22 protein-coding genes are annotated in these 22,592 nt (G+C 43.0%); 1 reads left to right on the forward strand and 21 read right to left on the reverse strand.

Translation table 11 applies throughout. The features are described 5' to 3' along the window. Positions 1-91: 91 nt before the first annotated feature. The 14 genes from tatC to EO126_RS03190 form a co-directional block, all read right to left on the reverse strand. Positions 92-1,015 (reverse strand): twin-arginine translocase subunit TatC, encoded by a 924-nt coding sequence (gene tatC / locus EO126_RS03125; protein WP_006555162.1) that lies wholly within the window; start codon positions 1,013-1,015, stop codon positions 92-94. Positions 1,016-1,018: 3 nt separating this feature from the next. Continuing rightward, positions 1,019-1,990 carry a polyprenyl synthetase family protein gene (locus EO126_RS03130; RefSeq protein ID WP_127007526.1) on the reverse strand — a complete coding sequence of 324 codons (972 nt, stop codon included), beginning with the start codon at positions 1,988-1,990 and terminating at the stop codon, positions 1,019-1,021. After that, positions 1,987-2,682 (reverse strand): ribosome biogenesis GTP-binding protein YihA/YsxC, encoded by a 696-nt coding sequence (yihA, locus tag EO126_RS03135; RefSeq protein ID WP_040770722.1) that lies wholly within the window; start codon positions 2,680-2,682, stop codon positions 1,987-1,989. The genes EO126_RS03130 and yihA overlap by 4 nt, the downstream gene beginning before the upstream one ends. Next, a complete protein-coding gene (gene lon, locus EO126_RS03140; RefSeq protein WP_127007528.1) occupies positions 2,679-4,991 on the reverse strand; it encodes an endopeptidase La in 2,313 nt (770 codons plus the stop codon). The genes yihA and lon overlap by 4 nt, the downstream gene beginning before the upstream one ends. A gap of 73 nt (positions 4,992-5,064) precedes the next feature. Beyond that, on the reverse strand, positions 5,065-6,315 hold the full coding sequence (gene clpX, locus EO126_RS03145; RefSeq protein ID WP_127007530.1) for an ATP-dependent Clp protease ATP-binding subunit ClpX: 1,251 nt from the start codon (positions 6,313-6,315) through the stop codon (positions 5,065-5,067). A gap of 15 nt (positions 6,316-6,330) precedes the next feature. Continuing rightward, positions 6,331-6,924 (reverse strand): ATP-dependent Clp endopeptidase proteolytic subunit ClpP, encoded by a 594-nt coding sequence (gene clpP / locus EO126_RS03150; protein ID WP_006555167.1) that lies wholly within the window; start codon positions 6,922-6,924, stop codon positions 6,331-6,333. Between the two features lie 44 nt (positions 6,925-6,968). Next, complete coding sequence (gene tig / locus EO126_RS03155) at positions 6,969-8,276, reverse strand: trigger factor (RefSeq protein WP_127007532.1); 1,308 nt, start codon at positions 8,274-8,276, stop codon at positions 6,969-6,971. 121 nt (positions 8,277-8,397) lie between these two features. Next, positions 8,398-8,853, reverse strand: a complete 456-nt coding sequence (locus EO126_RS03160; protein ID WP_006555169.1) for a CBS domain-containing protein — start codon at positions 8,851-8,853, stop codon at positions 8,398-8,400. 156 nt (positions 8,854-9,009) lie between these two features. Further along, positions 9,010-10,014 (reverse strand): hypothetical protein, encoded by a 1,005-nt coding sequence (locus tag EO126_RS03165; protein ID WP_127007534.1) that lies wholly within the window; start codon positions 10,012-10,014, stop codon positions 9,010-9,012. Between the two features lie 22 nt (positions 10,015-10,036). Continuing rightward, complete coding sequence (rlmH, locus tag EO126_RS03170; protein WP_006555171.1) at positions 10,037-10,513, reverse strand: 23S rRNA (pseudouridine(1915)-N(3))-methyltransferase RlmH; 477 nt, start codon at positions 10,511-10,513, stop codon at positions 10,037-10,039. Positions 10,514-10,546: 33 nt separating this feature from the next. After that, positions 10,547-11,665: a S1C family serine protease gene (locus tag EO126_RS03175; RefSeq protein WP_006555172.1), complete on the reverse strand. Its 1,119-nt coding sequence runs from the start codon at positions 11,663-11,665 to the stop codon at positions 10,547-10,549. A gap of 25 nt (positions 11,666-11,690) precedes the next feature. After that, complete coding sequence (locus tag EO126_RS03180) at positions 11,691-12,560, reverse strand: MBL fold metallo-hydrolase (RefSeq protein WP_006555173.1); 870 nt, start codon at positions 12,558-12,560, stop codon at positions 11,691-11,693. 101 nt (positions 12,561-12,661) lie between these two features. After that, positions 12,662-13,495, reverse strand: coding sequence for an ATP-dependent sacrificial sulfur transferase LarE (gene larE, locus EO126_RS03185; RefSeq protein ID WP_006555174.1), 834 nt, complete (start codon positions 13,493-13,495; stop codon positions 12,662-12,664). A 70-nt stretch (positions 13,496-13,565) separates the two neighbouring features. Then, positions 13,566-14,693, reverse strand: a complete 1,128-nt coding sequence (locus EO126_RS03190; protein WP_040770881.1) for a RuBisCO large subunit C-terminal-like domain-containing protein — start codon at positions 14,691-14,693, stop codon at positions 13,566-13,568. A 205-nt stretch (positions 14,694-14,898) separates the two neighbouring features. Here EO126_RS03190 and EO126_RS03195 point away from each other — a divergent pair, with 205 nt between their 5' ends. Then, positions 14,899-16,065, forward strand: a complete 1,167-nt coding sequence (locus EO126_RS03195) for a pyridoxal phosphate-dependent aminotransferase (RefSeq protein ID WP_006555176.1) — start codon at positions 14,899-14,901, stop codon at positions 16,063-16,065. 93 nt (positions 16,066-16,158) lie between these two features. Here the strand turns inward: EO126_RS03195 and EO126_RS03200 are convergent, their stop codons facing one another. From EO126_RS03200 to EO126_RS03230, 7 genes are all read right to left on the reverse strand, one after another. Then, a complete protein-coding gene (locus tag EO126_RS03200) occupies positions 16,159-16,578 on the reverse strand; it encodes a flavodoxin (protein WP_006555177.1) in 420 nt (139 codons plus the stop codon). Between the two features lie 14 nt (positions 16,579-16,592). Continuing rightward, complete coding sequence (locus tag EO126_RS03205) at positions 16,593-17,162, reverse strand: DUF3793 family protein (protein ID WP_006555178.1); 570 nt, start codon at positions 17,160-17,162, stop codon at positions 16,593-16,595. Between the two features lie 429 nt (positions 17,163-17,591). Then, positions 17,592-17,969 carry a thioesterase family protein gene (locus EO126_RS03210; protein ID WP_006555179.1) on the reverse strand — a complete coding sequence of 126 codons (378 nt, stop codon included), beginning with the start codon at positions 17,967-17,969 and terminating at the stop codon, positions 17,592-17,594. Between the two features lie 344 nt (positions 17,970-18,313). Next, positions 18,314-18,931 (reverse strand): L(+)-tartrate dehydratase subunit beta, encoded by a 618-nt coding sequence (gene ttdB, locus EO126_RS03215; RefSeq protein ID WP_006555180.1) that lies wholly within the window; start codon positions 18,929-18,931, stop codon positions 18,314-18,316. After that, the gene (gene ttdA, locus EO126_RS03220) at positions 18,931-19,830 is read right to left on the reverse strand and encodes a L(+)-tartrate dehydratase subunit alpha (protein WP_006555181.1); all 900 of its coding nucleotides are present in this window, start codon (positions 19,828-19,830) and stop codon (positions 18,931-18,933) included. Before ttdA ends, ttdB begins: the two co-directional genes overlap by 1 nt. A gap of 84 nt (positions 19,831-19,914) precedes the next feature. Continuing rightward, positions 19,915-21,183, reverse strand: coding sequence for an SLC13 family permease (locus tag EO126_RS03225; RefSeq protein ID WP_006555182.1), 1,269 nt, complete (start codon positions 21,181-21,183; stop codon positions 19,915-19,917). Between the two features lie 295 nt (positions 21,184-21,478). Next, positions 21,479-22,588 carry an AraC family transcriptional regulator gene (locus tag EO126_RS03230; RefSeq protein WP_006555183.1) on the reverse strand — a complete coding sequence of 370 codons (1,110 nt, stop codon included), beginning with the start codon at positions 22,586-22,588 and terminating at the stop codon, positions 21,479-21,481. Positions 22,589-22,592 lie beyond the last annotated feature (4 nt).

A 22,592-nucleotide genomic window follows, 5' to 3' on the forward strand; every position in this document is an offset into this window, starting at 1 on the left:
CAATCAGGCCCTACCTGATATCCAAGAATTTGACACAACTGTATCTCTACTCATAATATCTAAAAATTACGTACCTGTCAATTTTCTTTATCTACCGTTTCATCACCTTGGCCACCATCCACAGACTCAATTCATAGAGAATAATCATAGGCATGGCAATCATAGTTTGTGAAAACATATCCGGTGTCGGCGAAATAAACCCACCGATAACAAATGACAGGAAAATAAATATTTTTCGTTTCGACCGCAAAAATGCCGAAGTAATCAAATTTAGTTTTGCCAAAATAATCATGACAATCGGTAATTCAAAAATAAAACCGAAGGGCAAAACAAAAGCTATGACAAAATCTAAATATTGACCGATAGAAAACAACGGCTGTAATTCATCGGTCGCAAAACCGATAAAGAACTTTATGGCCACCGGCAACACAAGGGTATAGGAAAATACGATACCGATAATAAACAATATGATAGCAAACGGTAAAAACCAATTCGTTAATTTCTTTTCCCGATTCGTTAATGCCGGAATAATAAAGGCCCAGATTTCATAAAGCCAGATTGGCGACGCCCCGATAATACCGGCTACAAAAGACACTTTCATATAGGTAAAGAAAGCTTCGGTAGGCCGCATATAATACAATTTTCCGGCCGGTGCCACAAGCATGTCCATAATATCATCTACGTAATAATAAGCGACACAAAAGCCCACCAAAATAGCGATAGCCGAAATAATAATTCGCTTACGCAGTTCACCTAAATGCCCGACCAAAGACATAGCCTTATTTTCAGCCATAATCTGTTCTTCTAACGGCGTATATTGCGACTCAACCGTAGCCAAATCAACAGTTGCCACCTCACCGGCAGCAGTCTTTGAATCATCAGATAATACTTCATCATTCGTTTCACCGCGGCGAATTTGTTCAGCTGCTTTCAGACGTTCCTTTTGCGCCAAAACACTATTCAAGGAAGGCTTTCGTTTCGGGTCATTAAAATCGCGTACCTGAAACGATTCCATATATTACACCTTTCTATCAGCCAATGAATCTAATACTTCATACAACACTGACTTGCCGGCGAATGCAGGCAGTCCTTCCAATGCCTTGTGAGCATTTTCGCGATAATCGGCTTCCAATTTTTCAGCATTTGCTACGCCGCCTTCGGTTGCCACATAAGCAATCAATTCATCCGGTGCTTTTCCATCCGCAATAGCCTGTACGGCAGCGGTAACTTCAGCTTTATTACTATCGTTGACGATGGATAATAACGGATAGGTAATGAGGCCTTCACGCAAGTCTTTCCCTACCGGTTTTCCCGTTGTTTCCGCCGTAGCACTGTAATCCATAATATCATCCGTGATCTGGAACGCCATGCCCAGACCGTGACCGTATTGCTTTAATAATTGAATGTCAGACTCTGACCATTTGCCGAGAATGCCCCCCAATTCCAAACAAGCCTCAATAAAATCGGCTGTTTTCTTTTGTGTCTTCGTCAAATAACGTTCAATGCCTTGATCTAAACGATATATATCTTCCATTTGCATAAATTCGCCTTCCACCAAAGCGGAAATAATAAAAGAAAATACATGCAAACATTCAACCGAACCTATTTGAGCCACTATATCAAACGCTTTGGCAAATAAATAGTCACCGCTTAAAATGGCCACCTTATTGCCCTTGCTGCAATGAATAGCAGTCGCACCGCGACGCACCGCTGCCTGATCGAGTACATCATCATGGATTAATGTCGCTAAATGCAACATTTCCACGGCAGCTGCGATACGAATACGATCAAATTCTTCGGCTTTACCGGAGCCGGCTATAAGCAAACATAACCGCGCCCGCAAGCGTTTACCGCCGGCCGCCGAAATGGGGCGAATTAAGCGGTTAAAATCTTCAGAACCGGTTTGCAAGGACTCCGCCAAATAGGCTTCCACCTTTACGAGGTCTGCTTTTACTTGTTCAATTAATGCCAGTTCTTTTTCCAAACTCATTCGTCGACCCCCACAATCACTTGATTAATGCGTTGCAACAACAATTCACGGCCCGTATGCTTAAGTGAGCTGTACGGAATAGCCGGTGCTTCACAAGGGAAATTTTCCTTGATGAAACGCATGTTTTGTTGTCGTTCCTTACTGTTCAATTTGTCTACCTTCGTCACCACAATTTGTAACGGTACACCCGCTTCACGAAGCCAGTTAAAGGCTTCCTGATCGATTGGTAATTCCGGATGACGGCCGTCTACCAACAAGCAAAGCAACATCAGTCGTTCTGATTGTAAAATATAATCGGCAATAAAGGAAGACCATATATTTCGATTACTCTTATCAGTTTTAGCGTACCCATACCCCGGCAAATCCACTAAGAACCATTCATAACGGCGTTCTTCAGTCTCACTGATATCTTCCTTGGATGTAATAGTAAAAAAGTTAATAGTCTTCGTTTTACCGGGCTGTCCGCTCACCAAGGCAAGGCCTCGGTGATTGCACAGCGAATTAATCAGTGAAGATTTACCCACATTGGAGCGCCCCAAAAAGGCCACTTCCACCGTATCCCCTTCCGGATATTGGTCGGGGCGTACAGCTGAAGCCACATATTTAGAGGCAATAATGCGCGGCCCCTGCGGTGCTTTACATGTGTATACGGGTTTAGGTTGTCTTGGTGTGTTTTTCTTCTGCTTCATCATTTTACAAATGCTCTTGCCAACACTTCATCCATTGTTTTTACCGGTGTAATCTGAAGGCCTTCAATGACCGATTCAGGCATTTCTTCAAGATCTTTAATGTTACCGTGCGGAATTAATACTTCTTTAATGCCGTAACGCAAAGCGGCCAATAATTTTTCTTTTAAACCGCCGATTGGCAATACGCGACCGCGTAATGTAATTTCACCGGTCATGGCCAAATCAGAACGAACCTTGCGATTTGTTAAGGCCGATACAATAGCCAACGTCATGGTAATACCGGCTGACGGACCATCTTTAGGCGTAGCCCCTTCCGGCAAATGGACGTGAATATCCATCGTTTTGTGGAAATCTTCAGGAATCTTCAAATCTTTGGCATTATGACGAATATAGGATAAGGCTGCCTGACCGGATTCCTGCATAACTTTGCCGAGGCTGCCGGTTAAGGCCAATTTACCGTTGCCGGCCATGGTAGTCGCTTCACAAGGCAATACTACACCGCCTACGGATGTCCAGGCAAGGCCGCATACCAAGCCGACCTGTGCATTCTTCTCACGTTCCTGTTCCAAATAAATCGGGGCACCCAAATAGCGGGACAAGTTTTTAACAGTTACACGCGGCGCAGATTCGGACCCGTTGATAATTTCAAAGGCCAATTTACGGAAAATCTTGGCGATTGTTTTTTCCAAAGTACGAACACCGGCTTCACGGGTATATTCGGAAATAACTTTACGAAGTACAGCATCGGACAATTTTACACTATGACCGGATAAGCCGTTTTTCTTAATTTGTTTCGGTACCAAATAACGTTTGGCAATTTCCAGTTTTTCATCTTCCATGTAGCTGGAAAGTTCAATAACTTCCATACGGTCCATCAAAGGAGCAGGAATGTTACCCGGTACATTGGCCGTAGTAATCCAGAATACATCGGAGAAATCAAACGGAATTTCAATAAAGTGATCGCTGAATGTTTTATTTTGTTCAGGGTCAAGTACTTCGAGTAATGCGGAAGACGGGTCACCTTTATAATCAGATGCCAATTTATCAATTTCATCCAACAAGAATACAGGGTTACGGGTTCCCGCATTTTTAAGGCCTTGAATCATACGGCCCGGCAAAGCACCGATATAGGTACGACGATGACCGCGGATTTCTGCTTCATCACGCACGCCGCCCAAGGACGCACGGATAAATTTACGATTCATAGCTTTGGCAATAGATGTAGCCAAGGATGTTTTACCAACCCCCGGAGGTCCTACCAAGCAAAGAATGGAACCGCTCAAAGAGTCGGATAATTTACGAACCGCCAAAAATTCCAAAATACGTTCTTTTACCTTTTTAAGACCATAGTGATCATGGTCAAGAATAGTAGCTGCTTCACCGATATCCAAACGGTCTTCGCTTACTTTATCCCAAGGCAAGGCAAGTACCCAGTCGAGATAATTGCGCAAAATATTCGCTTCCGGCATCATGGACGGCATACGGCTGTAACGACTGATTTCTTTGTCAATACGTTCGCGTACTTCATCGGATACATTAAGTTTCTTAAGTTCTTCACGCAATTCTTCCGCTTCTTCATCCGGATCGGATTTATCACCCAGCTCGTTATGAATGACACGGATTTTTTCACGCAAGAAATATTCTTTCTGCGCTTTTTCCATTTGTTGGCGCACCTGATTGTTAATGGAATTTTCCAAATCAGAGATTTGAAGCTCCATATTCAATGCACCTACTACCATATTTAAACGACGTAACACGTTTAATTCGCTCAAAAAACTTTGGCGGGTAACGAGTTCTGTCTGTAAGAATTGCACAATCTGGTCAGCCGTTTCCGAAGCGTCGGTGCGTTCCATAACACGGCGAATTTCATCTTCCGTAACCAATTTGGTTTCTTCCGCCCATTTCAAGAAATTGGACTGTGCCAAACGACGATACGCTTCAATTTCCACATGATCGTCATATTGAGAAACCAAAGTTTCCATAGTGGCGCGATAATATACGCCGCTTTCATCTATATCAACCACTTTAGCACGGGCAATACCTTCAACCAAAATGCGAACCAAGCCCCCCGGCAAGCGAAGCATTTGTTTGATTTTGACAATAGTACCCACTTCGGCAATGTCTTTTTGCGTCGGTTTTTCTACTTCGTCATCCAATTGAGCAGACACAGCTAATAAACGTTCATTCGCCATAGCTTCTTCAACGGCCCGGATGGATTTGTCACGACCGATGTCCAGTCGAACTTCTACTTTGGGGAACACTACCATACCGCGTAACGGTACTAAAGGCAGCGAAAAATTCGTCTCACTCATATAGGCTCCTTTTCAAGTTTATATTTACAAAAAGAAACTCATTCCAAAGGAAATGAGTTTCTTAGACTTACAATTAATTCATGCCCTTTACGGCAGACTCATTCTTGAGTACAGGATCCGCAGTGCCTTTTACGGCGTCGCGGGTAATGACACAGCCAGTAATCCCCTTCTGAGAAGGAACATCATACATAACCTGCTTCATTACTTTCTCGATAATGGATCGTAATCCACGAGCCCCTGTATTGCGCTTCATTGCTTCCGCCGCAATTTCCTCTAAAGCATCTTTCTCAAACGTTAAAGTTACATCTTCTAAAGAGAGCATCTTTTCGTATTGTTTCGTTAATGCATTGCGAGGCTCTGTTAAAATGCGAATTAAGCCTTCCTTATCTAAAGGATCGAGCGTTACCATAACCGGTAAACGTCCGATGAATTCAGGAATTAAGCCGAATTTCTGCAAATCTTCCGGAACAACTTCCTTCAAAATAGCAGACACGTCTTTTTCTTCCTGCTTCTGGATATCGGCACCGAATCCCAAAGTCTTCTTAGCCGTACGTTTGGAGATAACCTTTTCAAGGCCGTCAAACGCACCGCCACAGATGAACAAAATATTCGTAGTGTCGATTTGTATTAATTCTTGGTGCGGATGTTTACGTCCTCCTTGCGGTGGAACGGAAGCTACCGTACCTTCTAGTATTTTAAGCAATGCCTGCTGCACACCTTCGCCGGATACATCGCGGGTAATAGACGGATTCTCGGATTTACGAGCAATCTTATCGATTTCGTCAATGTAAACAATGCCTCGCTCAGCTTTGGCCACGTCATAATCGGCAGCCTGAATAAGTTTGAGCAAAATATTTTCCACATCTTCCCCGACATAACCTGCTTCGGTTAAGCTGGTAGCGTCGGCAATGGCAAACGGAACTTCCAGCATTTTAGCCAAAGTCTGTGCCAACAAAGTCTTCCCGCTACCGGTCGGTCCGATAAACAACACATTGGCTTTCTGTAATTCTACATCATCTACCGTATTATTTACCTGTAACCGTTTATAGTGATTATAAACAGCAACGGCCAAGGAGACTTTAGCAGCCTCCTGACCAATTACATATTCATCCAAATAAGCCTTAATTTCATGAGGCGTAGGTACATGTTTCAATGAAAATCCGTCTTCATCGCTTTGACCGAGTTCCTCATCAATAATATTCTGACAAACTTCTACGCATTCGTCACAAATATACACATTAGGACCCGCCACAAGTTTACGAACTTCGTCGCCGGTGCGCCCGCAGAAGCTACAACGCAACGTTTCTTTTTCGTCTTTTTTCAAGCTTAGTCCTCCTAATTATTTGCCTGTTGCCACAGGGCGAGTTAATACCTCATCAATCAAGCCGTATTTAACAGCATCTTCGGCACTCATAAAGTTGTCTCGATCGGTATCGCGAGCGATAACATCAATCGGCTGACCGCTGTGAGAAGCCAATAAGCCGTTTAATTCTTCACGCATGCGTAAAATTTCGCGTGCATGAATTTCAATTTCAGAAGCCTGACCTTGTACGCCGCCAAGCGGTTGGTGAATCATAACGCGGGCATGCGGCAACGCATAGCGTTTGCCTTTGGCACCTGCTGTCAAAAGGACTGCACCCATGCTGGCTGCGGAGCCTACACAAATGGTAGATACATCCGGCTTAATATATTGCATCGTATCATAAATAGCCATGCCGGCTGTTACAACACCGCCGGGGCTGTTAATGTACAAATGAATGTCTTTATCTGGATCTTCCGCTTCTAAAAAGAGTAGTTGTGCAATTACAAGGTTGGCCACATCATCATTAATAGGACCACCCAAGAAGACAATTCGGTCTTTTAACAAACGAGAATAAATATCATAGGAACGTTCACCACGTCCGCTTTGCTCTACAACTACCGGTACATACATAAAATTTTCACCTCATGTGTCCATGTACCTATATAGCCCGTGAATTATTTTTCCTGGGATTCTGCGCCTTTAGCCTGTTCGATAATGAAACGAGCGGCTTTTTTACGAGCTACAGAATTTCTCAACATAGCTACACGGCCTTCTTTAACAATAATATTCATAACTTCTTTTGGATCAGCCCCGAACTGCTGTGCCATCATGTAAATTTCCATGTTCATATCTTCAGGAGTTACTTCAACTTTTTCAGCTTGAGCAATCGCTTCCAATACTAAGTCGGCACGAACGTTTTCAGTCGCATTGGCTTTATATTCTTCGCGAAGGCTTTCCATAGTTTTGTTGGAGAATTTCAAGTAGTCTTCTAATTTCAAACCGCGGCTTTCCAAATTCATAGCCATTTCTTGAATCATCTGTTCAACACGGTCATCAACCATAACTTCAGGAATATCTACGGATGCATTTTTAACTGCTTTTTCGATAAGTTCAGCATTGTAAGCATCAATAGCACGATGTGCAGCATCTTTTTCCATGTTTTTGCGAAGATCGGCTTTTAATTCTTCAATAGTTTCGTAAGAACTTGCTTCTTTAGCGAATTCATCGTTCAATTCAGGCAATTCTTTGCGTTTAATGTCATGAACATGAACTTTGAATACAGCTTCTTTAGTAGCCAATTCTTTAACAAAGTAATCTTCAGGGAAGGTTACCTTAACTTCTACATCATCGCCGGCTGCATGACCGATCAATTGGTCTTCAAAGCCCGGGATGAAACTGCCGGAACCGATTTGGAGCGGATAGGATTTACCTTCGCCACCGTCAAATGGTTTGCCGTCGATAGAACCGGCGAAGTCGATAACAGCAAAGTCATCTTTCTGTAATTTAGCATCTTTATCAGCTACTACCATTTTAGCCTGCTGATTGCGGATATTGTCTAACTGTTCCTGAATCTGTTCATCAGTTACCGTAGCATCCTGTTTTTCAGCTTCAAGACCTTTGTACTCGCCAAGCGTTACTTCAGGGCGTTTAGTAAGGGTTGCTTTGAAAACCAAGTCTTTACCTTCTTCAAAGGTTACGCGTTCGATTTCAGGTTCGCTTACTGGAATGATTTCGTTAGCAGTTAAAGCTTCCTGATAAGCGCGACCGGCGATTACTTCAAAAGCTTCTTCCATAATAGCGTCTTTACCGAAGTTCATTTCTAAAATACGGCGAGGTGCTTTACCTTTACGGAAGCCCGGAATATTTACCTGGCCGGCAATGCGTTTTACAGCTTGCTGAATACCTTTGGTTACGTCTTTAGCAGGTACTTCGATTGTTAAGGTTACCTTATGTTGATCAACAGGGGTTACAGTTGCATTCATGAAAATATGTCCTCCTTGAGGGCTAAATGCCCAAAATTTCTGTTTTATAATATTGCATTCCTTATCTTATCATAAAATTTGAATGTATGCAATTTTATGTGATTAAAGTCGTGATTTTATTTTAATTTTCTTTCGCAATGAGCTCCATTACGTCGTGACGGCTGAATACGCCGATTACAGTCCCCATTTCATCGACTACCGGAACTGACTTCAAATGTTTTTCCAACATGGTGGCTACTACGCTTTCCACTTCTTCTTTCGGCGAACAGGTAATAACTTCGGTAGTCATTAATTCTTCTACATGAGCGGCCAAGAGTTTTTTGAACTGCGCATTATATTCACCGATGCCGCTGTAATAAATGCTGGCGCCCAATACATTCACATAATAAGGGGCATGAGGGCGTACTTTTTTATAAAGTAAATCGCCTTCCGTAATGATACCGACCAACTTATTATCTTCATCAACTACGGACAAAGCGGCTACTTTATATTTAACCAATAATTTAGCAGCTTCATTAATTGACGTTTCTTTAGTTACCGTTGCAGGGTATTTATTCATAGCTTCAGCTATTAACATAGGATTACCTCCCTCACTATAAAATTACTGTTTGTGCCGATTTAAACACTGCTAAGCAGCTTAGTAATATTTAAACTCTTGCACATATTCTGATTACAGTTTATATATATTATCTTTGACAAATTAATCGAAAATTCCTGCTAAATTAATTTATTTTTATCGTTTAAGTACAAAATAAGCAATAACGGCCAATACGATAGCGGCCATTACAATGACAACCTGCCAGCCGCGGCGGTTACCGCCGGTGCCGCCCTCATCAACGCCGATTAAATTGCCATCCTCATCATAACGATTGCGATATTGACCTTCCAAATCATCGTAATCTGTTACATCTTCCACCTTTGCCTTATAGCGTCGCGCCGCAACCTGCCTGGCACGTTCCTGAACATCCTGTTCCATCTTGCTTACTTGGAGTGTTGTCAAATCCTTTTTCAAAGATTCCAAAAGGCCGCTGATAAATACTAATCGACCTTCCAAAATTTTATTGACTTCAAAAGCGTGTTGCAACCAGGATTGATATAAAGCCATCTGCACTTTATGATTTGCGTCTCCCGCATTCCCTTGTTTTTTAATAAGATCCGCCGTTTTACTTTCGCTGATCAACGCATCTAACAAGGTCTGTGCGTAGCGACTAAATTCAACCAAAAGTTTAGTCAAGTCACCGTTTTGCATGCCCAATTCTTCTTTGCGATGCAAAATATACTGTTCCGTAAAACCGCCGGCTTCCAACTTCTGAACCGACACAGCCGCATCAGCGTAGGCACCTAAGGTGGTTTTTACTATACGTGTCGTATTAGCTACTTCTTCCAATGTTTTTTGTAAAAATCCCCACCGTTCCTTCAATTGATCAACCGCTGTATCGGCCTCAACAAACTCGGCCACCGCCACATTTAAAGAACCGGCCTGTTGCATCAATAAATCCAAATTGTTTTGAATAATTGTCTGTGCTGTTTTAGCCGCGGTTATATACATCGAATAAAAGCCATCACTGCCTTTTGTCCGTTGTTCCTGCCAAAGTGTTTCTAAACTTGGCATTCCCGTAAAATTCGCAAGATTGCTGTCAGTTGAATCGGTCGTTTGATTTGCAGTTGTCTGCTGATTCTGCTGAACCTCTTTATTTGTCATATCTGTTTTATCTGTTTTATCTGTTTTATCTGTCACGCTGTTACCTCCATCTGCTCCCTTACCAATGATAAGGTTCATGACGATTAATTTTACAAGCCCGATAAATTTGTTCTACCAACAAAAGGCGCACCATTTGATGAGTAAACGTCATGGGGCTGAATGATAATCTGAAATCGGCCCTTATCCGCAAAGCTTCCGATACGCCGAAAGCACCGCCGATAATAAACGTCATTTCACTGATGCCTTGTACTTCGAGGTCGGCAATCTTTTCAGCCAACGCTTCCGACGACATAGTTTTACCTTTTACATCCAATAAAACAACATAGCTTTTCGGATTCACTTGCTTTAACAGCCGTTCCCCCTCTTCAGCCACAATGGCCTGCCGCTTGCTGTCATCAGCACTGGGCAACTTACTTTCGTTTAATTCTGTAATCGTCACACCGCCATATACAGTAAGGCGCTTAACAAATTCAGCAACCCCATCACGGAGATAGGCCGTTTTAAGTTTGCCTACGGCCAATATAGTAAATTTCATAAATTCGTTTACACCTGCCTCCCCGTTAACAATTTAATCGGCTGCATTCGGCATTGTACCAAGTTCAATGGTAACCGTATGTTCCGCACCATTACTAAGCACGGTGAGTGTCAAAGACTCACCCGGTTTATGACTGTCTAAAATCTGTTTCAACTGCATTAAATTGGTAATAGATTTTTCACCAACCGCCGTAATAATATCGCCTTCGTTAATATCGCTATTGGCTGCCGGACCATCGCTGTAAATACGGGCTACCAACAAACCGTCGGTTTTCAACTGCAAGCCGTATTTAGCTGCCGTGGCTTTGTCCATCAAACCAAGGCCTAAATAAGCACGAACTACTTTGCCTTTTTCAATAAGTTCTTTAACAATCGGTTTTACTTCATTAATAGGAATGGAGAAGCCCATGCCTTCGACGCCTGTTTGCGAAATTTTGGCACTGTTAATACCGATCACATCACCGTCTGCATTAACGAGTGCCCCACCGGAATTCCCCGGATTAATAGCCGCATCCGTCTGAATAAGTGGGAATCGTTGTGATTCCATATTAATCGTACGATGTAAAGCACTGATTACCCCGGCTGTTACGGTGCCTTGGAATTCTAAACCTAACGGATTACCGATGGCAATAGCCGGTTCACCGACTTGCAATTGATCGGAATCACCCAAAGTCGCTACCGGCATTTTTTCAGGCGGATTAATTTTAACAACGGCCAAATCAGTAAGCGGATCCACGCCTACAACCATACCTTCCTGTGAAGATCCGTCACTTAATGATACGGTTACTTTTCGATTATTAGCCTGGGCCACCACATGATAGTTCGTTACAATATAACCGGCTTTATCGATAATAACACCGGAGCCCACGCCTTCACCAACCAATACCTGTTGGTCAAAAATATTTCGGTCATACACTTTAGTCGTAATACCTACGATAGCGGGACCCGCTTTTTTTACGGCCGCTACTATAGCCGTATTGCGATTATCGGAAAGAGGAACCGTTTTTTTGTTACCGTCATTGGTTACTGTCGTTTCCTGAGTCGTACTCTTGGTATTACTGAAAAAATTACCTGTTAAATAACCACCCGCAGCGCCTATAATGATAAGCACTACTGCCAACAGAATAAATAAGCCTCTTTTTTTGCTGTCCATAATAAACCTCCCGACTAAAAATCAGCTACGCACGGATTGATACCATTTCTTTAGGTTGACCGTGATAAATTGTTATATCCTGTTTCATTATCAGCCCTTCGGCTGTTAAAGCCGTTGTTACCGTATCGGTTACTACCGCCTGTTCATTATTCTTCTCTGAACGGTGCGCCATAACTACCTGCAAATGGTCAGGCCGTTTCATCATGAGCAGCGCCTGTGCTGCATGTTCATTGCTTAAATGACCGTATGGACCGGCTACGCGTTTTTTTAAATCAAACGGATAAGGACCGTATTTAAGCATTTGCGGATCATAATTAGCCTCCAAAACGAGCAAATCACTTTCATCCAGGTACTTTAACATAGTATCATCTACGAGTCCCGTATCGGTCATAAACGTCAATTTATGCTGTCCGCTATAGCAACACAATCCCATCGGATCGGCCGCATCATGACTGGTGCGAAAAGTTTCTATTTGGAAATCACCGACAGTAAAATTATTTTTGGTTAAAACACAAAACGCCTTACTGTCAAGATTTTTGCGGTTCACAATTTCGCGCATTGTTCCGGCTTTGGTATAGACCGGCACATCGCACTGTTTCAATAGTTGCGGCAATCCCGCCATATGGTCGGTATGCTCATGGGTTATACAAATGGCACTCAATTTGTCGAGTCCCAACCCCACCGCTTTAAGACCATTTGTAATACGCCGGGCACTGATACCCGCGTCGACTAAAATTGTCGTATTTTTATATGTTATAAGCGTTGCATTGCCTTGACTGCCACTGGCCAATACATGTACCGCAAACGGCGATTCCGAGGATTCCAATCGCTCATAAGCCGCTGCTATGGCACGGTCTCGATCTGTCAATGCATCTGTCACTTTATTGCCTGTCAAAATAACTCCTTCTTACCGTTTAAAACTGACTTAACTTACTGAGTTTCAACTAAACCGCATAATCATTCTGCACATTCTGATGTGCTTCACTATATACCGGTTTACTTAGCCACTTCGCGGTTTAAATTACCGCTCTTAAAACTCTGCAGGTCTACACTGACGTAGGTAAACCCGAATTCTTCAAAAGCTTTACGAATATCTTCGCGTTTTTTATCATCGGCAAACACCTGAAAATCTTCACGACTTACTTCAATACGTGCCATACCTTCATGGTAACGTACGCGCAAGAGCCCGTCAATGAATCGGTGCAAATACTTTTCACCTTTTTCAATCATCGTCAAAGCTTCACCGGTAATCTCATGATTATAAGGAATGCGCGTAGCCAAACAAGGTGAACTTGGTTTATCCCAAACTTCAAGCCCCCAAGCCTTGGCTGCCGCACGAATGTCCTCTTTGGTAAAACCGTTTTCCAGCAAAGGACTTCGCACGGTACCCAACTCTTCAAGTGCACGCATGCCCGGACGATAATCCTTTTTATCATCCAAATTGCCGCCGTCAAGTACACCGTTAAGGCCCTGTTCTTTAGCCCAATCGATTAATTTTTGAAAACGGCTCTTTTTGCAGTAGTAACAACGGTCCGGATCATTACGCGTAAAGTCCGGCATTGCCAATTCGTTAATTTCCACCACTGTATGCTGTATGCCGATGGCTTTTGCAAACCGTTTGGCATCATTAATTTCTTCTTCCGGCAAAGTCGGCGAGCTAACCGTAAAGGCTTGTGCCTTAGCGCCCAACACTTTATGAGCCACGGCGGCCAGAAACGTACTGTCCACACCGCCGGAAAATGCCACTACAGCGCTCCCCATACGCTGTAATGTATCCTCTAAATTACTTAATTTCGTCTGTAAATCAACGCTCAATTCACTTGAACTCATACTCTTCCTTCTCTCTTTGGTAAAACATAGCGATACTCACTTCCGCTATGCTCATTATATATCTGAAAACTTAACTGTGACGGGCCAATAAGTCCACGAATACTTTCATATTAGCCGTTAAATCCGGTCCGCGTCGGAACATATCGCCGCCTACCAAAAACATCGTATCCAAACCATAGATGTCCAGTAATTCCGGCAAGCGTTTCTCCGTAACACCACCGCCCGGTGCCGGACAAGTGGCTTTTAAACCTTCAATCGGCTTCGTGCAATAAGTGGCAATCTGTTGACACTGCTGTGCCGTAAAAGTAAAACGACCGCCATAGGACACAAAAATGGACATATCGGAACCGAACAAACGAGGCAAGAGCCCCATCCACAAATAATCGGCAATTCCCGAAATTCCCGGTAAGACGAAGCCCCCCATCATGGCCGGATGAGTAATGATTGGCAAACCCAGTTCATCATCGGCAGCCAAACGATTGAGCCAGCCGTAACCGATAAGAGCCGGTGCTACCATGAGTGCCGTAGCTCCCATTTCTTTGGCATAATGAGCCCGTTCCAATACGGCTTCGCCGTCAGCCGACACATTGGCTGCATAAAGTGTATGACGCCCCGACTGAGCATTGGCTTCCGCTACAGCAGCCGCACAACGTTTAATACGTTCCTCAAAGGAACAAAACGATTGATTCGTAATGCCGTGATCATCTTTAATCACATCGGCACCACCCATTACATAAGAACGACACATATCAGCCAACGTAGCCGGTGATGTGCCCATCGGTTTAATAACAGCCTGAATCATAGCCCGTTTCGGCGTTCCCACAAGTTCACGCACCCCCAGCAAACCGAAGCGAGGCCCTCTAAATCGTCCAATCAAAGCCGGTGATAATTCAATATCCACAACCCAAATATGCGGTTGTAATGATGAATTACCGAACACTACATTTAAAAACTGTGTTGCTTCAAAAGCCGTACATTCCACGCCATAGGAAATGCGTGCCAAATAATATTTACCATCAGCGGTTGGCTCTAAGGATTCAAGCCTTCCCACGATATCTCGTTTAATATCTTCATCAGTCAAAAAATCATAAGGAAATTCAATGGTTTGTTCCACTTGTACACCCCAAGCAATGGCTTTCGCCGCTTCATAACCGGGTGCTTCTATCTGATAGGTTACCACAAACCGCTCATTACACAAGGTCTCCATGATTGCCTCCTTTTTATATACTTCGCTAAAGTAATATTTTACTATAAATCGGGCATTAATTGTAGCCGTTAAATCAACAAATTACTACTTGTTATAACTATTTTATGATACACTATAAAAAGAGAAAAGAGAGACTCAATGTGATATTGACTATTCAACATTATTGCGTTGAGCTGTAGTTAAGGAGGAACAAACTATGAATTGGAACAATTACATCTCAAAAACATCACAAGAATTACCGGCTTCCGGTATCCGTAAAATTTGGGAAATGGCTCTTGCCATGGAAAATGTGCTGTCCTTAGGCGTTGGCGAACCGGACTATGCACCGCCGCAAAAAGTTCTGGATGCAGCCATCAAAAGTTTAGCAAATAAAGAAACCAATTACACCAGTAATGCCGGCCTATTGCCTTTGCGTACAGCTATTCGTCAATGGTACGGCAAGCGCTACGGTGTTGATTATACGGAAAACGAAATGATGCTTACCGTCGGTGCCAGTGAAGCCATAGATTTGGCTATGCGCGTATTACTTGATGAAGGCGATGAAGTGCTCATTCCCGATCCGTCCTATGTAGCCTATGCGGCCGAAGTAAAGCTCAACCGAGGTGTGGCCGTTATGGTTCCGACTCACCTTGAAGAAGGTTTTAAAGTTACACCACAAGCTCTTGAAAAAGCCATTACACCGAAAACAAAGGTATTGCTCATGGGGTACCCGAGTAATCCGACCGGTGCCATCTTAAGCCGCAAAGATCTTGAAGGCATTGCGGACGTTGTAAAAAAACATGACCTCATCGTCGTGAGCGACGAAATTTATTCTGAATTAACCTATGGTCGCACGCATACAAGTATAGCGGCCTTACCGGGCATGAAAGAGCGTACTCTTATTCTGAACGGTTTTTCCAAAGCCTATGCCATGACCGGTTTACGTATCGGTTTTCTCTTGGCTCCGCCCCCAATCATCGAACAAGCCATTAAAATTCACCAATACAGCATTGTTGCACCGGCTACGCCGATTCAACACGCCGCCATCGTGGCCCTCAACGAATGTGATGACAGCGTTGTGGCTATGCGTGAAGAATATCAGGCTCGCCGCGATTTGATTGTAGCCGGTTTTCAAAAAATGGGCCTCCCTATCGCCGTACCGGAAGGTGCCTTCTATGTATTCCCGGATATTTCAAGTTGCGGTTTAAGTGATTTAGATTTCGCCGTTCAGTTATTGCAGCAGGAACATGTAGCCGTTGTCCCGGGTTCCGCGTTCGGCGAATGCGGTAAAGGACGTATCCGTTGCTCCTATGCATCATCCCGTGAAACAATTCAGGAAGCATTGAATCGAATCGAACGCTTCATTAACGGTTTGAAAAAATAATACTTTCATACAAAAAGGCCGACAGCGCAATGCGTTGTCGGCCTTATATATTTACATAACAAAGACTTTATTATGTACTATTTATTATTATTTTTAAGCGCCTGCCAAAGTTTTACCGCAACCTTCGCAATCTGCCAAAGCAGCGTCGTCAGGAGCACCGAAAACAGGCAAATTGTCAGCCACGATTTCGCCGCCTGCTGCTCTAACGTGATCAGCCCATTCTTCAAGCCAAGTTCCGCCCCAACCGTAGGAACCGAAAAGAATTACTTTTTTACCGGATAATTTTGGTTCCAAAGCTTCGTAGAATGGTTGGAATTCCATTTCTTCCAACTGTTCGGCACCCATATCGGCACAACCTAAAGCCAATTTGTCAAAAGCTGCCGCTTCATCAGCGGAAATTTCAGACACGGATTTTACTACTACTTCTTGACCTGCATCGGCGATGCCTTTGCCGATTGCTTCTGCCATTGCTTGCGTGTTACCTGTACCAGACCAATAAATTACACCAATCATGTGATTACCTCCTACTAGCATGCCGTTACGGCTACTAAAGACTCTAATTGTTTACCATTTAAAAGCTGGGTATGACAGTAATTTCTGCATGCCCGAAAACAGTGAAACGAATGCATGGCGGACATAGGATTGCCATAGACTTTCCATTCGCCGCAAAGCTTATAGCCTGCGCCTTTCATACGAATAAAAGAGCGTACATCGTGCAACGGATAGCCTAAGAACAAACCGATTTCATGAGGAAAATCCATCCGTTCTTCCAAACGACCTTTTAAACGTTCAAACCATGTTTCTAAAGATTCCGTCGGCAAATAACCGTAGAGTTTTAAAAACGCGACATGTTCGGGACGACGTAAATATTCCTCCAACATCCGTTTGCGGAACACCAACAATAATCTTCGCCGATCGCAATGACACAGTTCGTAAAAGAACAAGCCGCGATCATTAAATTTCTCATTATACGCCGACAAAGCCGTTGTCAAATGCAAATCCATATCTCGTGGAATGGCCACAAGATTCGCCACCTTGATTCCCCGTATTGCCGGCGCACAATGATAACCGATAATAGAATCTATTTCGCTTACCATAGTTCACCTTGCCTCTCAATGTTTTCAGGAGAACACTTGCTCTCAAGGCTGTCATACTAGTAAATCCGGATTTATGAACAGTAGCTTTACCAAGCTGCTGTGACTTGGTTTAAAAAATAATTAAGCTAACTATCTTCTTAATTCATCATACAATCAAAGTGCTCTTCTGTCAATATAATTGACAGTTATTTTCAATTATGAATTTTAAGCAAAAAACCTATAGCTTTCACTTAAACGATGTTTATCGATATGCAATATAAACCTACAACCTTTGTAAAAACAAAGAGGATGGGGTTATCTTTATTGTATACCGCATCCTCTCTAAAAACGGTAGCCATGGCTACATTAAGGCTCCATTCGGACAATTATTTTGAGAAAATAACTCAAAATATATTTTAAATTACCATCAAATACCAAACAGTAAATTGATTACTTCAACTTGCTCATGAACTTTTCGTTGTTAATGACAAAGCGTTCATGCGTGCCTTTACCAATGCAAATATCCCCTTCATAGGTGGCTACTTTGTAACTGATTTTACGTCCATCCACAGCCGTAACTTCCGCTTCAGCGCGGATTTGAGCACCCACAGCCGACGCCTTATCATGAGAAATGCTGAGTGAAATTCCTACCGTACCGTCACCGGTCGGTAATTTGCCGGTTAACGCAGCAACAGCCGCCTCTTCCATAAGTGCGCACATAGCCGGCGTAGCAAATACTTCAAGGGCACCGCTCTTCATTGTTTTGGCAATATTCTGCTCATTAACAACAACTGTTGCCTCGCCTTTTAGACCAACCTCTACACTCATATTAAGTCCTCCTATTCCCCTACCTAATCAATGCGTCTAAAAACCAACGTACCAATTTCTAAAATCACAACCGCCACGAAAATTTGACAAATATATCGATAACAACAACTTCCGCCGCGGATACAATTGTGAAATCATATTACAAACAGTATACTACATTTCAAGTGTACCTGCTGAAAATTGTTACTAAAATGCAAAAGGTCGCCCCTTTCGGGACGACCTTTGCAGCGAGTATATAAACTTAACCTTTTTTAATCGCAAATCACTTGTAATCTCAATTAGCAGGAAATGATTAAAGGTTCCGCAATTAAAGGCTCGGTTACCGCCAAATTTTATACGAATGCTTATTTAATAAAGCTTACGTGTTTGTAGATTTCTTCCAATGCTTTTTCTTTGGATTCGTTGTATTCCACTTTCTTCTGTTCGAACCAGTTATTGCCATAGGTATCGATAGATACGATCAAAGGACCGAATTCTTTAACACGGCAAGTCCATAAAGTTTCAGGCATCCCCAATTCTTTCCAGTTAGCCTGTTCGATTTCTTCTACTTCCGTAGCAGCTAAAACGGCATTACCGGCCGGGAATACTAAATGCAAAGCTTTAAATTCCTTACAAGCTTTCTGAGTGCCGGGGCCCATACCGCCTTTACCTACGATAAGGCGAACACCGGTGTGTTTTACGAAATCGTATTCGAATTTTTCCATACGCATACTGGTTGTAGGACCTACGGAAATCATTTCATATTTACCATTCGCTTCGTCGATAGTTTTTACAATCGGGCCGGCGTGCAAAATGGCACCGTTGCGCACGTCAACCGGCAATTCACGACCGTATTCAATCAAACGACGATGAGCTACGTCACGGCAAGTTGTAATAAGACCTGTTAAATAAACGATATCACCGGCTTTAATACCTTCTAAGTCTTCTGCGGAAATTGGTGTAGTTAAGATTTTCTTTTCCATTAGTATTTCACCCCACTATGCGACAAAACAGTACACTTACCATCTTTGGTAAACACTAAATGACCACGACGATGATTCCAGCAACCAACGTTAACGGCTACACTCAACACGGAAGGATGACGAGTACCGTTTTCGATATTAACACCCATTACGGATTTGTCACCGCCCATGCCTTGAGGTCCCAAATGAAGGGCATTGATACCGTCTTCCAACAATTGTTCCATATAGGCTGCGTTTTTATTAGGATTATGAGTACCTACCGGACGCATAATCGCTTTCTTGGAGTATAAAGCTGCTGTTTCGATGGAAGTAGCAATACCTACACCTACCAATAATGGAGGGCAAGCATTCAAACCATAAGAAGTCATCAAATCGAGTACGAATTTAGCAACCCCTTCGTAACCTTCGCCCGGCATTAAAGTTTTACCGCTGCCCGGCAAGGAGCAACCGCCGCCGGCCATGTAAGGATAAATTTCTACATCATCACGATCAGGGATGATATCCCAAAGAATGTACGGAGCCGTTAAGCCGATATTTTTCTTCGTGTTGAATTCGTCAAAAGTTTCTACGCAGTTATGACGTAACGGAGTTTCCTGCGTAGCTTGATAGGTAGCATCACGCAAAATAGTTTCCAATTCGCCAATCAACGGGAAGTTGGCACCGCATTTTACCCAGTATTGCAACACGCCTGTATCCTGACAGGATGGACGGCTCAATTCTTTAGCCAATTCCATATTCTTATGCATCGTGTCATAAATTGTTTTAGCTAACGGATTTTTTTCGTCCGCTGCCAATTCTTTCAATTTAGCTTCAACATCATCCGGCAATACTTTAGAGAAATAGCCCACAAAATTCGCAAGTATTTGAGTCATTTCCTGACTCTGCTGTTTCTTATCCATACATATCCTCCTTTTAAATTACGGGATTTACCGATCCCAAATACAATCTGTACATATAGAATTTATTTATCAAAAACTGTTTTATCATGGATAAAACAGGAAGAAAATCGGTAATAAAATAAGTGAAGTGATCATTGCTAAGATTAAGTAAGGACCACCGACTTTTACATAGTCCATAAAACTGTACCCGGCTACATTATACACCATTGTATTCGGCGGACAACCGATTGGTGTAGCAAAAGCTACCGAACCGCCGATAACAGTGGCCATAAGAACCGCTTTTGGATCGGCACCCACCTGCTGTGCCAACGCTAAACTGATTGGCACTAATAAAGCCGTGGTAGCCGTATTGGACATAAACTGAGTCAATACAGCGGCGATACAGAAAACAACGGCCAAGAGCATAAATGGTGAAGGATTATCACCAAGACTTTGAATAATCGTATCCGCAATCAGGGCTCCGGCACCGGTTTTAACCAAAGCCTGTGCCAAGGCCAAGGAACCTACAAAAAGTAAAATCGTTTTCATATCAATGGCCGTAACCGCTACTTTTTCGGAAATTGTGCGTGTTGCTACAAGGAACAAGGCTCCAATCCAAGCAATAACGTGTAGTTTAATGCCTAACTGCGATTCAAAAATCATACCAAGTACAGTGGCAATCAAGGTGCCGGCGGCGAATACTTTGCGCCACATGGCAACTTTACTGTAATCGGCATCAGTTGTATATTCGGCGGCCGGTGTATGCGTCGGCTCTTCCGGCAATAACTTATGACCGATTAACGCAAAGTATATAATACCTACAATTAATACCGGCAAACCTACTAAGGCGTAGTCAAAGAAGGCGAAGGCCAAATTCTGCTGGGCCAAACCGGATTGAGCAATCATATTGCCCGGTGAACCGATGAGGCTCACATTACCGCCGGCCGATGCTGCAATTGCTAACGGCATCAATAACTTAGTGGCTTTAATGCCGGTTCGTTGCACAAGGCCCATAGCGAGCGGAATCAATACGGCTGTCGTCCCCGTATTGGATAAGAACGTAGACATGAGGCCTGTAATACACATAACGGCTATGATTAATTGACGTTCTGTTTTGGCAAAACGGTTAATTAAACCGCCTACCGCATGGGCCACGCCCGTATCAAAAAAGGCAGCGCCCACTATGAACATAGCCATAAAGAGCAATACATTGGAATCCACAAAACCTAAGAATGCTTCTTTCGGTGTCAAAACACCGGTCAAGGTCAAGCAAACGGCTACCGTCATAGCGGTTATGGACAATGGGATTTTTTCCCACACGAACATGATAATGGCAAAAACTAAAAGAACTAGGGTTACAATAACACCCTCCATACTTGTCTCCTCTCATACACTACTTCGTATTGGTGATACTGTGAATGCATTCGTTACTTTCATTATACGTATCTGCCATAAATCAGCTATCCAAATTACGCTATGAAAATTATTATCAACTATCTGTATTTTCTACACTTTGTTATATGCTGTTATTGCATTTGATATAAAAAAACGACCGAACTCCTATAAACAAGAGTCGGTCGTATAAAGCATTCAGTGCAATATTCTAATTAATATTTTAATTCAAAAATATAAAATAACACCCAATCCCACTTTTTTTAGATAGCCTATTTTATTTGTCCAAAACATCATCAAGCACAGCCAAAGCAATCCGTAATTGCTCACGTGCAGCCTGCAGTTCATCTGTATCAGTGTTTACACCCAATTCACCGGCCGGTGCTTTTTTATCGGCAGCATTCGTCGTATCACCATCAGATGCTGCCGTATTTACAGCTGTATAGACGGCCAGACGTTCGTTAATGCCCGCATCATCCACGGCAATATATTCCTTCCAATTATCTATCATCGTCTGACGCTCCACCTTACCGGCAATGCGACGATATTCGGTAGGTGTCGTATGAAAATGTTTACGGAAAGCCATATTAAAAGCCTTTACGTCAGAGAAGCCGCATTCATTGGCAATATCTACGATTTGCTGCTTCGTATTGACCAATTGAACAGCCGCTTCACGGAGCCTCATACGAAGTACATAAGACTTGAAGGATATGCCTAACTGCCGTTTAAAAAATTGTGATGCATAACTTTCCGTATATCCACCAATGGCAGCAATTTCGCCCAGCGTCAACTGTTCTTTGTAATGATTGTCGATATAAGTAATCATCTTTTCAAATGTAGCCGCCTGTTGCAAAGCCACCGGATTGCCTTGCGGTATATAAGCCACGGGCTTTAAAATCTCAATTAAACGATGTAATATGTCTAAAAAAATAGTTTCCACGCCTAAATCCGGCTCATCGACGACCGTAATTTTCTCTGCATTACTCGCATCATGTTTGGCCAACTGCCGCATCAATTCACTGAGTCGCTTACGCAGATTGTCATACACCGAATCGTGCCGAGTCACATCATCAGTGGCCAAAAAGAAAGACGACTGCCGAAACACGCGATCATATTGCGCCAGCATTTGCGGATGTAAATGTAAAACCATGGCTATCGTATCAGGTTCCAACGCTAAGGTAGCATGACCGCATTGCGGCGGCAACATGATAATATCATCGGGGCCCAAATTCGTATATTCACTGTCATGGCACACTTCCACCCCACCCTGTAACACCATAAGCACTTCAATTTCAGGATGCCAATTATAATGATAGGTGCCGATACGATAAATGTATTGGCTGAAGGCTATGTGCCCATGTTGATATAAAAAGTTATAAAACTGCACGGTA

Source organism: Veillonella seminalis (assembly GCF_003992065.1).
Lineage (GTDB): Bacteria > Bacillota > Negativicutes > Veillonellales > Veillonellaceae > Veillonella_A > Veillonella_A seminalis.